Source organism: Geobacillus sp. PK12, assembly GCF_004123125.1.
GTDB lineage: Bacteria > Bacillota > Bacilli > Bacillales > Anoxybacillaceae > Geobacillus > Geobacillus zalihae.
Genome location: NZ_SDKL01000036.1, coordinates 46,400 through 58,805, shown reverse-complemented (window position 1 = coordinate 58,805; position 12,406 = coordinate 46,400). Strand labels below are relative to the sequence as shown.

Sequence of the window (12,406 nt, the reverse complement as noted above, 5' to 3'; positions counted from 1 at the left end):
ATGACAGCCATCGTGGGCGGAAAGGTTTTTTATATGGATGACAAATCACAGGGAGGATCGACGATGACAAAAATGAAAGTCGAGGAACAAGAAAAAGCGAGGACGAAGGCGAGAATGAGCGGGTCGCTGATGCTCATTGAAGCGCTCAAGGAAGAAAAAGTCGAAGTCATCTTCGGCTATCCAGGGGGGGCGGTGCTCCCGCTGTATGACGAGTTGTATAAAGCCGGCGTGTTCCACGTGCTGACGCGGCATGAGCAAGGGGCCATCCATGCGGCGGAAGGATATGCGCGCATTTCTGGAAAACCGGGGGTCGTCATCGCCACCTCCGGCCCGGGAGCGACCAACATCGTCACCGGGTTGACCGACGCGATGATGGATTCGCTGCCGCTCGTCGTCTTTACCGGGCAAGTGGCGACAAGCGTCATCGGTTCGGATGCGTTTCAGGAGGCGGACGTTGTCGGCATTACGATGCCGATTACGAAACACAACTACCAAGTGCGCGACATCAGCGAGCTGCCGAGAATCATTAAAGAGGCGTTTCACATCGCGACGACCGGGCGCCCCGGACCGGTGTTGATCGATATTCCAAAAGACATTACGACGGCCGAAGGGGAGTTTGATTACGATCAAGACGTTCATTTGCCTGGCTATCAGCCGACGACGCAGCCGAACCATTGGCAAATCCGCCGGCTTGTCGAGGCGGTCAGCCAATCAAAGCGGCCGGTCATTTTAGCCGGCGCTGGCGTCTTGCACGCCAATGCGTCCAATGAATTGCGGCAATACGCCGAACAGCAAAACATTCCGGTCATTCATACGCTCCTTGGCCTTGGCGGTTTCCCGGCAGACCATCCGCTTTTCTTGGGGATGGCGGGCATGCACGGGACGTACACGGCGAACATGGCGCTCTATGAGTGCGATTTGCTTATCAACATCGGCGCCCGTTTTGACGACCGGGTCACCGGCAACTTGAAATACTTCGCGCCAAAGGCGACTGTCGCTCATATCGACATCGACCCGGCGGAAATCGGCAAAAACGTGCCGACCAAAATTCCGATTGTCAGCGACGCCAAAGCGGCGCTGCAGGAACTGATCGCCCAGCAAGGCAAACCGGCTGACAACGCGGCGTGGCTCGAACAGCTCAATGAGTGGAAGCGGCGCTTCCCGCTCCATTACGAGCCGGAAGCCGGGACGATCAAGCCGCAAAAGCTTGTCGAAATGATTTACGAATTGACAAATGGCGAAGCGATCGTCACAACGGACGTCGGCCAGCACCAAATGTGGGCGGCGCAATATTACAAGTTCAATCGACCGCACCGGTGGGTGACGTCCGGGGGGCTCGGCACGATGGGCTTCGGGCTTCCGGCAGCGATCGGCGCCCAGCTCGCCGACCGGAGCGCTACGGTCGTTTCGATCGTCGGCGACGGCGGCTTCCAAATGACGTTCCAAGAACTGTCGGTCATTCAAGAGCTGGGGTTGCCAATTAAAATCGTCATCGTCAACAACCAGGCGCTCGGCATGGTGCGGCAATGGCAGGAGCTGTTTTACGAAAAACGGTACTCCCATTCGCTCATCCCGAATCAGCCGGATTTTGTAAAACTCGCTGAAGCATACGGCATACCGGGGCTGCGGGCGAAGACGGAGGCGGAAGCAGCTGAAGTGTTAAAACAAGCGTTTGCGATGGATGGGCCGGTGCTGCTTGATTTCCATGTCCGCGCCGACGAGAACGTGTATCCGATGGTGGCGCCCGGCAAAGGGCTTCATGAAATGGTGGGGGTGAAAGCGTGCGAAGAATTATCACGATGACGGTCAACAACCGCCCGGGCGTGTTAAACCGCATTACCGGGCTGTTTACGAAGCGGCATTACAATATCGAAAGCATTACGGTCGGGCATACGGAAATCGAGGGCGTTTCGCGGATGACGTTCGTCGTCAACGTTGACGATGAACGGACGGCGGAGCAAATCATTAAGCAGCTGAACAAGCAGATTGATGTGTTGAAGGTGAATGACATCACCGACCAAGCGATCGTCGCCCGCGAGCTGGCGCTCATTAAAGTTGCCGCTCCTCCGGCGGTCCGCCAGGAAATTTACACGCTCATCGAGCCGTTCCGCGCCTCGATCGTCGACGTAAGCAAAGACAGCCTCGTCATTCAAGTGACCGGCGAGCCGGAGAAAGTCGAGGCGTTGATTGAACTATTGCGCCCGTACGGCATTAAGGAAGTGGCGCGCACGGGAACAACCGCGTTCACCCGCGGGGCGCAAAAAGCGACCACGAACCAGAAAACGGCGTTTATCATTTAACAACCATCAATACAAAACCGCACCCATGCGCAGTCATGGCGCCATCGCAGCATTTGCGCTGTTTCTTGACCAACATTTATCTACAGGACAAAGGAGAGGGTAATCATGGCAAAAGTCTACTATAACGGGGATGCAAACGAACAATATTTGCAAGGGAAAACGGTCGCGATCATCGGCTACGGCTCACAAGGCCACGCCCATGCGCAAAACTTGCGCGACAGCGGCGTCCGCGTCATCGTCGGGCTGCGAAAAGGAAAATCGTGGGAGCAAGCAGAGCAAGACGGGTTTGAGGTGTATTCCGTCCGCGAAGCGGCGAAGCAGGCTGATATCGTCATGGTGCTGTTGCCGGATGAGAAGCAGCCGGCCGTGTACAAAGAGGAAATCGAGCCGGAACTCGAGCCAGGCAATGCGCTTGTGTTTGCGCACGGCTTTAACATCCATTTCAGCCAAATCGTCCCGCCGAATCATGTTGACGTCTTCTTGGTTGCGCCGAAAGGCCCAGGCCATCTCGTGCGGCGCACATATACGGAAGGAGCGGGCGTGCCGGCGCTCATCGCCGTCTACCAAGATGTGACCGGACACGCGAGAGAAACGGCGCTCGCCTACGCGAAAGCGATCGGCGCTGCTCGAGCTGGGGTGTTGGAGACGACGTTCAAAGAAGAGACGGAAACCGACTTGTTCGGTGAACAAGCGGTGCTGTGCGGTGGGCTGACGGCGCTCATCAAAGCCGGGTTTGAAACGCTCGTTGAAGCCGGGTATCAGCCGGAAGTCGCCTATTTTGAGTGTTTGCATGAGATGAAGCTCATCGTCGATCTCCTTTACGAAGGCGGTTTGTCGTGGATGCGCTATTCGATTTCCGATACGGCGCAATGGGGCGACTTTATCACCGGCCCGCGCATTATTAACGACGCTGTGAAAGCGGAAATGAAAAAGGTGCTCGATGACATTCAAACGGGCAAATTCGCGAAGAGCTGGATTTTGGAAAACCAAGCGAACCGTCCGGAGTTCAACGCCATCAACCGGCGTGAGAATGAGCATTTGATTGAGATTGTCGGACGCGAACTGCGAAGCATGATGCCGTTTGTGAAGGCAAAACAAGTCGAGGCGGTGGTGCCAGGTGCGAAAAATTAAGTTTTTTGATACCACATTGCGTGACGGGGAACAATCTGCTGGTGTGAACTTGAATTTGCAAGAAAAGTTGGAAATTGCCCGTCAGCTTGAACGGCTGCGGGTTGACATCATCGAGGCGGGTTTCCCCGCCTCATCGAAAGGCGATTTTGAGGCGGTCAAACAAATCGCCGAAACGGTGAGAACATGCTCGGTCACCGGGCTGTCGCGCTCGGTCCGAAGCGATATTGATGCGGCGTGGGAGGCGTTAAAAGGCGGCGCGGAGCCGCGGCTCCACCTATTCATCGCCACCTCGCCGATCCATATGGTGCATAAATTGCGGATGACGCCGGAACAAGTGATTGAAGCGGCGGTTGAGGCGGTGAAATACGCGAAGCGCTTTTTCCCGATCGTCCAATGGTCGGCGGAAGATGCGTGCCGAAGCGAGTTGCCGTTTTTGGCGAAAATCGTCGCCGAAGTGATCAAAGCCGGCGCCTCGGTGATCAACATTCCGGATACGGTCGGCTATATTACGCCGAAAGAATACGGGGAAATTTTCCTCTATTTGCAAAACAATGTTCCGAATATTGAAAATGTTTCACTCTCCGCTCATTGTCATGATGACTTGGGCATGGCGGTGGTGAACTCGCTATCGGCCATTGAACATGGAGCGACGCAGGTCGAGTGCACAATCAACGGCATCGGCGAGCGGGCCGGCAATGCGGCGCTTGAGGAAATCGCTGTGGCCCTTCACATCCGCAAAGACTACTATCAAGTGGAAACGCGCCTCAATTTGCAGGAAATTAAGCGCACAAGCAATCTTGTCAGCAAGCTGACCGGGGTCGTCGTTCCACCCAACAAAGCGGTCGTCGGCAAAAATGCGTTTGCCCACGAATCGGGCATCCATCAAGACGGCGTCTTAAAAGAAAAAACGACATACGAAATCATTTCGCCGGAGCTCGTCGGCGTGCCGTCGAATTCGATGGTGCTCGGCAAACATTCCGGCCGCCATGCGCTTCGCAACCGGGTCGAGGAGCTCGGCTACACGTTGTCCGATGAAGAAATCAATCAGCTGTTTGTCCGTTTTAAAGAATTGGCTGACAAAAAGAAGGACATTACCGATGATGATTTAATCGCGTTGATTTTCGAAGAGAAGTTCGACCACTTTAAAGATTTTTACCAATTGTCTTCCATCCAAGTGCAATACGGGACGAATCAAATTCCGACAGCGGTCGTTGTACTGAAAGACGGGAAGGGGAATGAAATCCAAGAAGCGGCGACCGGCGCGGGCAGCGTCGAGGCGCTGTACAATACATTGGAACGTTGCTTCCAAACGCCGGTGACGCTGCTTGACTACCGGATCGAATCGGTCGGCGGCGGCCGCGATGCGTTGGCCCAAGTGTTCGTCAAAGTGCGCGCCCATGACATCGAGACGAGCGGGCGCGGCACTGCACAAGACGTGTTGGAAGCATCGGCGAAAGCGTACATCAACGCCATCAACCGTGTGTTTATGATCGAAGCGATGCGCGGCGAAAACGAGAAAGTGGCAACACCATAAAACGGGGGGATTCAGAATGGGAAACTATCGGATTGCCGTCTTGCCAGGGGATGGCATCGGCAAAGAAGTGACGTCCGGAGCGGTCGAGGTATTGAAAGCGGTCGGCATCCGGTTTGGCCACGAGTTTACGTTTGAATATGGATTGATCGGTGGAGCGGCGATCGATGAGGCGGGGACGCCGCTCCCCGAGGAAACGCTCCGCCTTTGCCGAGAAAGCGATGCGGTGCTGCTTGGGGCGGTCGGCGGTCCGAAGTGGGATGACAACCCTCCGCATTTGCGCCCGGAAAAAGGATTGCTTGCCATTCGCAAGCAGCTCGACTTATATGCCAACTTGCGGCCGGTTGTTTGCTATGACAGTTTGGTTTCCGCTTCGCCGTTAAAACCGGATCTCGTGCAAGGCGTCGATTTTGTCATCGTCCGCGAGCTGACCGGCGGCATTTACTTCGGCCAGCCGAGCGGCCGCGTCGTCGAAAACGGCGAAGAAAAAGCAGTGGACACCTTGCTATATAAAAAGGAAGAAATTGAGCGGATCGTCCGCATGGCGTTTATACTCGCACGCGGGCGGAAGAAAAAAGTGACTTCGGTCGACAAGGCGAACGTCCTTTCGTCAAGCCGTCTATGGCGGGAAGTGGCCGAAGAGGTGGCGAAGCAGTTTCCGGACGTCACGCTTGAGCATATGCTTGTTGACAATGCCGCGATGCAGCTCATCCGTGCGCCGAAGCAGTTTGATGTCATTGTGACAGAAAACATGTTTGGCGACATTTTAAGCGATGAAGCCTCCATGTTGTCCGGTTCGCTCGGGATGCTGCCGTCAGCCAGCTTATCCGCTTCCGGTCCGAGCTTGTATGAGCCGGTGCACGGTTCAGCGCCTGATATCGCCGGCATGAACAAAGCCAATCCGATTGCGGCGATTTTGTCAGCTGCGATGATGCTTCGCCTGTCGTTCGGGCTCACCGCGGAAGCGGAGGCGGTCGAGCACGCGGTGCGGCAGGCGCTCGATCAAGGTTTGCGCACTGCCGACTTGGCGCCAAGCGGCGGCCGCATCGTATCAACGAACGAAATGGTCGAAGAAATCAAAACAGCGGTGCTGGATTATACGGCCATTGCTCAAATTATGACCGTTTATGCCTAAGACGTGCGAGGTGAAAGCCAATGAAGCCGAAAACGATCATCGATAAAATTTGGGAAAACCACGTCGTCTACCGTGAGGAGGGCAAACCGGATTTATTGTACATCGATTTGCACTTAGTGCATGAAGTGACCTCGCCGCAAGCGTTTGAAGGGTTGCGGCAAAAAGGACGGAAGGTGCGGCGGCCGGATTTGACCTTTGCGACGATGGACCATAACGTGCCAACCGTTAACCGATTTGTGATTACCGACGAAGTGGCGCGCAACCAAATCGCTGCGCTTGAGCGCAACTGCCGCGAGTTCGGCATTCCGCTCGCCGACCTAAACAGCGAAGAGCAAGGAATCGTTCACGTCATCGGCCCAGAGCTCGGGTTGACCCAGCCGGGAAAAACGATCGTTTGCGGCGACAGCCATACGTCGACGCACGGGGCGTTTGGCGCCTTGGCGTTTGGCATCGGCACGAGCGAAGTCGAGCATGTATTGGCGACGCAAACGCTTTGGCAGCATAAGCCGAAAACGCTGCAAATCTGCATCAACGGCCGCCTCGGCAAAGGAGTGACCGCCAAAGACGTCATCTTGGCCATTATCGGCCGCTATGGCGTTGGCGTCGGCACCGGTTATATTATCGAATTTACAGGCGAAGCGATCCGACGCATGTCGATGGAAGAGCGAATGACGATTTGCAATATGTCGATTGAAGCTGGGGCGAGAGCCGGCCTCATCAGCCCGGATGAAACGACGTTCGCCTATTTGCGCGGCCGCAAATATGCACCAAAAGGCGAGGAGTTTGACAAGGCGGTGGAACGGTGGCGGGCGTTAGCCAGCGATGAGGGGGCAAAATACGATAAAACGATTGAAATCGATGCGTCGACGATCGCTCCGATGGTGACGTGGGGGACGAACCCCGCGATGAGCACTTCCGTCGATGGCGTCGTGCCGCATCCCGAGCAATTTGAAAGCAAAACAGAGCAAAACGCGGTGCGCCGGGCGCTTGAGTACATGGGGCTTAGACCGGGCACGCCGATTACGGATATTCCGGTGCAGCACGTCTTCATCGGTTCGTGCACCAACTCACGCCTCAGCGATTTGCGCGCGGCGGCGAGCATCGTGAAAGGGAAAAAAGTGGCTCCTGGTGTACGGGCGCTCGTCGTGCCTGGATCGCAGCAAGTGAAAAAACAAGCCGAAGCGGAAGGGTTGGCACAAATTTTCATCGACGCCGGTTTTGAATGGCGCGACTCCGGCTGCAGCGCCTGTTTGGGCATGAACCCGGACATCATCCCAGAAGGCGAGCACTGTGCGTCAACGTCGAACCGCAACTTTGAAGGGCGGCAAGGAAAAGGGGCGCGCACGCATCTCGTCAGCCCGGTGATGGCGGCGGCGGCTGCGATTTACGGACATTTTGTCGATGTGCGCCAGCTTGAAGCCGAGCCGGTCTGTTAAATTGACGATCGTGATGGCAAAAGAGGCGGCGCGGCATCCTAGGAAACCGAGCTCCTTTGCCATCAGTGACATCCATAACGGAAGGGGGAAAGGACGATGAAGCCGTTTACGATCCATCGCGGAAAAACCGCTGGCATCGATCGGGCGAATATTGATACCGATCAAATCATTCCAAAGCAGTTTTTGAAACGGATTGAACGCACCGGCTTTGGCCAGTTTCTCTTTTACGATTGGCGGTATTTGAGCGACGGCACGCCAAATCCGGAGTTTGAGCTCAACCGCCCGGAAAACGAAGGGGCGACGATTTTAGTCGCCGATGAAAACTTCGGTTGCGGCTCATCGCGCGAACATGCGCCGTGGGCGCTGCAAGATTACGGATTCCGCGTAATCATTGCCCCATCGTTTGCCGACATTTTTTACAACAACTGCTTAAAAAATGGACTGTTGCCGATCCGGCTGGATAAAGAGGATGTCCGCTACTTGCTGCGCCAAAGCGAGCGCGCAGACTATGAACTGACGGTTTCGCTTGAAGAACAGCGGGTATTTGACGATGAAGGATTTTCGCGTCCGTTTGACATCGACCCGTATCGAAAACAGCTGTTGCTAAAAGGATGGGACGAAATTGATTTGACGTTTGTGTACGAAGCGCATATCGCCGCCTACGAACGACGGCATTGTCCACGGCCGTAAGCGCCATGTGTTCCGGGCGGCAAGGAGAGATGGGTTGCTCTGCCAATCGGCGGGAGCAGCCTTTTTCGCGTTTGACGGCGTCTGCGTCCAGAGGCCGGCTGCTTTTCGGCAAACAAGCGGCTTGTGTTACCCAGCAAGACGCGGGTTGTTTCGCGAGGGAAAACTTGTTACACTGATGGTAAATGCAAATGGGAGCGGGCGAAGATGGCTGGGAAAAAAGGAAAAATCATCATGTTTCCGCAAACAAAAGAACGGCTTATGGAAGAGGCGTTTGCTGCGCTCGAGGCGAAGCGATATAAAGAAGCGCTCCGCTTTTTGCGCGCCGCCGAACAGCTTGGCGACCACAGCTTTCCGGTTCGGCTTGGGCTGGCTGTCTGTTGCTATGAGCTTGGGGAATATGATGAGGCGGAGCGGCGTCTTGCCGGTTTGCTTGACGAGCAACCGGGCAACGGTGAACTGTTGCAAATGTATATTGCCATATTGTTGCAAACGAATCGATACAGCAAGGCCGAAACCGTGATCCGCCACGCCTTGCGCCGTCCGTCGCTATCCGTTTCGCTGCGCGAACAGCTTCACCAGCTGCTTCGATTCAGTGAAAAAATGAATGCCCGCACGCTTCCGCCCGCGGAGTGGAAGCGGGTGAGACGGCTGCTTGAGTCCGGGGACATTGCTGAGCAGCTGCAACTGATTAAACAACTGGAAAAAGAAGACATCGATCCGGTGCTGCCGTTGCTCAAGCAATATTTACGCGCACCGGAAAAAAGCCCGATGGCGAAAACGATGCTTCTTCGCCTGTTGACAGGGAAGCGAGTCAATGAAACGGTGACGGTTGAAAAATTTGGCCGTTGCATGGAGGTCGTCCCGTCAGCGTTGGACGAACAGACGGAAACGGCATTTGCTTCCGAACTGCTGGGCCGGCTTGAGCAGCAGCTCGCGGCGGAAAGCCCGAGCTTATACGAAACGGCGGCGGAAATTTGGCTTCGCTATGCATATGTGTTGTATCCGTTTCCGCCGGAGCCGGCGGATGCAGCGGCCTGGCTTGCTGCTCTCCATTGGATGGCGAGCCGGTTTTTAGGCTTGGATGCTGACGCGGCCGCCTTGGCCGACCGCTACGGTGTGGAGGCGGCGGAGATGGCAAGGCTTTGCCAAAAACTATATGAAATAGAGGAACTTTCCTCCCTCTAATGGCTCGTTCTCTGTTGAAACATGGCTGTTGTATGGTATAATATAATGGCTGTGCTATGTATCTGTTTTCGCATACTTGTCTACATAATCGGGCATCATAAAAAGATCTGGACAAGCGGAGTGCGCTATGGTCCGAGCAATGATTTCAGGTGGAGGGAACAAGGATGTCAGTCAAATGGGAAAAGCTTGAAGGGAACGAAGGCGTATTGACCGTTGAGGTCGACGCCGAGAAAGTGAACAAAGGCTTGGACGCCGCGTTTAAAAAAGTGGTGAAAAACATCACGCTTCCGGGCTTCCGCAAGGGGAAAGTGCCGCGCGTTCTGTTTGAAAAACGCTTCGGCGTCGAAGTGCTCTATCAAGATGCGCTCGACATTTTGCTGCCAGAGGCGTATGCCAAAGCCGTCGAAGAGGCAGGCATCGAACCGGTGTCAATGCCGGAGATTGACATTGAGCAAATGGAAAAAGGCAAAAGCTTAATTTTCAAAGCGAAAGTGACCGTAAAGCCGGAAGTGAAGCTCGGTCAATACAAAGGGCTTGAAGTGGAAAAAATGGATACAACCGTGACGGACGAAGATGTCGAAAACGAACTGAAACGCCTGCAAGAAGATTACGCTGAACTTGTCGTGAAAGAAGACGGGACAGTGGAAAACGGTGATACGGTCGTCATCGATTTCGAAGGATTTGTCGACGGCGAGCCGTTTGAAGGCGGCAAGGCGGAGAACTATTCGCTTGAAATCGGTTCTGGAACGTTCATTCCGGGGTTTGAAGAACAGCTTGTCGGCATGAAAGCCGGCGAGGAAAAAGAAATCCAAGTCACATTCCCGGATGAATACCACGCGAAGCAATTGGCCGGCAAACCGGCGACGTTCAAAGTGCAAGTGCATGAAGTGAAAGCGAAACAGTTGCCGGCGCTTGACGATGAGTTTGCCAAAGACGTCGATGAAGAAGTCGAAACGCTTGACGAACTGAAGGCGAAAATTCGCGCCCGTTTGGAAGAGGAGAAAAAGAACGAGGCGGAGACTGCCTTGCGCAATGCGGTTGTCGAAAAAGCGGCAGCCAACGCCGAAATGGATATTCCAGAGGTCATGATCAAAAATGAAACCGACCGGATGCTTCGCGAATTTGACCAACGCCTGCAAATGCAAGGTCTGAACTTGCAGTTGTATTACCAATTCTCCGGCCAAGATGAAGCGTCGTTGCGCGAGCAAATGAAAGAAGATGCCGAAAAACGGGTGCGCGCGGCGTTGACGCTTGAAGCGATCGCGAAGGCCGAAAACATTGAAGTAACCGACGAGGAAGTAAACAAAGAGCTCGAAAAAATGGCGGAAGTCTACAAGCTGAGCGTGGACAAGCTGAAAGAGCTGCTCGGCAGCTTAGATGGCGTCAAAGAAGATTTGAAATGGCGGAAAACAGTCGATTTTCTTGTAGAGCACAGCAAGGTTGCGGCATAATATATCTTAAGGAAGGAACAAGGCGCGAGACTTCGTGCCTTGTTCTTTATCCACAACCATGGCGCCTGAACGGCAATTTTCAAACTTTTCCAAATGGACGACGGTTTTTTCATTCGCTTTCTCAGGAACATGTATGGTAAAATAGCGAATACATACATTTTTACGACATAAGAGATGGCGGACATGGATACATAAGCAGGCGCGATTTCGTTGGCAAGGGGTGAAATGACATGTTTAAGTTTAATGATGAAAAAGGGCAATTGAAATGTTCGTTCTGCGGCAAAACACAAGACCAAGTCCGAAAGCTCGTTGCCGGTCCGGGGGTTTACATTTGCGACGAGTGCATTGAGCTATGCACGGAAATTGTTGAAGAGGAGCTCGGCAATGAAGAGGAATTTGAATTTAAAGACGTGCCGAAACCGTTGGAAATTCGGGAAATTCTAGATGAGTACGTCATCGGTCAAGATGAGGCGAAAAAATCGCTCGCCGTTGCGGTTTACAATCATTATAAACGGATCAATTCCGGCAGCAAAATCGATGATGTCGAGCTGTCGAAAAGCAACATTTTGATGATCGGGCCGACCGGGAGCGGGAAAACGCTGCTGGCGCAAACACTGGCGCGCATTTTGAACGTGCCGTTTGCCATCGCCGATGCCACCTCGCTTACAGAGGCCGGCTATGTTGGCGAAGACGTCGAAAACATTTTGTTAAAGCTCATCCAAGCGGCTGATTATGACGTCGAACGGGCGGAAAAAGGCATTATTTACATCGATGAAATTGACAAAATCGCCCGCAAATCGGAAAACCCTTCCATCACTCGCGACGTATCCGGCGAAGGGGTGCAACAGGCGCTGCTCAAGATTTTAGAAGGCACCATTGCCAGCGTTCCGCCGCAGGGCGGCCGCAAACATCCGCATCAAGAATTCATTCAAATCGATACGACGAACATTTTGTTCATTTGCGGTGGAGCGTTTGATGGCATTGAGCCGATCATCAAGCGCCGTCTTGGCAAAAAAGTGATCGGTTTTGGCGCGGAAATGAACCAGACGGATGTCGACGAGAAAAACTTGTTGTCGAAAGTGCTGCCGGAAGACTTGCTCAAATTCGGACTTATTCCGGAGTTCATCGGCCGTCTGCCGGTCATTACGACGCTCGAGCCGCTCGACGAACAGGCGTTGATCGACATTTTGACGAAACCGAAAAATGCCATTGTGAAGCAATACCAAAAAATGCTGGAGCTTGACGGCGTTGAGCTCGAGTTTGAAGAAGCGGCGCTCCGTGAAATCGCGAAAAAAGCGATTGAGCGGAAAACGGGCGCGCGCGGCCTTCGCTCGATCATCGAAGGCATTATGCTCGATGTGATGTTTGAGCTGCCGTCGCGCGAAGATGTGCAAAAGTGCATCATCACGCTCGACACGGTGCGCGGCACAAAGCCGCCGACGCTGATCCGTCATGATGGCACCGTCATCGAGCTGGAACGGAAAACATCTGCCTGATGGGAAAACCGCCTTTTTTCGGCGGTTTCTTTTTTTGCCGCCCATGCCCCG

10 protein-coding genes are annotated in these 12,406 nt (G+C 54.0%); all 10 read left to right on the top strand.

From position 1 onward, the window contains the following. Positions 1–63: 63 nt before the first annotated feature. On the top strand, positions 64–1,803 hold the full coding sequence (gene ilvB, locus ETR37_RS12720; RefSeq protein WP_033004993.1) for an acetolactate synthase large subunit: 1,740 nt from the start codon (positions 64–66) through the stop codon (positions 1,801–1,803). Continuing rightward, a complete protein-coding gene (gene ilvN, locus ETR37_RS12715; protein WP_013144574.1) occupies positions 1,782–2,300 on the top strand; it encodes an acetolactate synthase small subunit in 519 nt (172 codons plus the stop codon). Before ilvB ends, ilvN begins: the two co-directional genes overlap by 22 nt. A 105-nt stretch (positions 2,301–2,405) precedes the next feature. Further along, on the top strand, positions 2,406–3,431 hold the full coding sequence (ilvC, locus tag ETR37_RS12710) for a ketol-acid reductoisomerase (RefSeq protein ID WP_011232135.1): 1,026 nt from the start codon (positions 2,406–2,408) through the stop codon (positions 3,429–3,431). After that, entirely contained in the window at positions 3,418–4,965 is a 1,548-nt protein-coding gene (locus ETR37_RS12705; RefSeq protein ID WP_011232134.1) for a 2-isopropylmalate synthase, read from the top strand. The genes ilvC and ETR37_RS12705 overlap by 14 nt, the downstream gene beginning before the upstream one ends. A 16-nt stretch (positions 4,966–4,981) precedes the next feature. Next, complete coding sequence (gene leuB, locus ETR37_RS12700; protein WP_011232133.1) at positions 4,982–6,097, top strand: 3-isopropylmalate dehydrogenase; 1,116 nt, start codon at positions 4,982–4,984, stop codon at positions 6,095–6,097. 20 nt (positions 6,098–6,117) lie between these two features. Further along, complete coding sequence (gene leuC / locus ETR37_RS12695) at positions 6,118–7,533, top strand: 3-isopropylmalate dehydratase large subunit (protein WP_020754257.1); 1,416 nt, start codon at positions 6,118–6,120, stop codon at positions 7,531–7,533. Positions 7,534–7,629: 96 nt separating this feature from the next. After that, a complete protein-coding gene (leuD, locus tag ETR37_RS12690) occupies positions 7,630–8,223 on the top strand; it encodes a 3-isopropylmalate dehydratase small subunit (RefSeq protein ID WP_011232131.1) in 594 nt (197 codons plus the stop codon). A 204-nt stretch (positions 8,224–8,427) separates the two neighbouring features. Further along, positions 8,428–9,408, top strand: a complete 981-nt coding sequence (locus ETR37_RS12685; RefSeq protein WP_033004982.1) for a tetratricopeptide repeat protein — start codon at positions 8,428–8,430, stop codon at positions 9,406–9,408. Positions 9,409–9,572: 164 nt separating this feature from the next. Continuing rightward, positions 9,573–10,859: a trigger factor gene (tig, locus tag ETR37_RS12680; RefSeq protein ID WP_063193096.1), complete on the top strand. Its 1,287-nt coding sequence runs from the start codon at positions 9,573–9,575 to the stop codon at positions 10,857–10,859. A 230-nt stretch (positions 10,860–11,089) separates the two neighbouring features. After that, a complete protein-coding gene (gene clpX, locus ETR37_RS12675) occupies positions 11,090–12,355 on the top strand; it encodes an ATP-dependent protease ATP-binding subunit ClpX (protein ID WP_011232128.1) in 1,266 nt (421 codons plus the stop codon). The last annotated feature ends 51 nt before the right edge of the window (positions 12,356–12,406 follow it).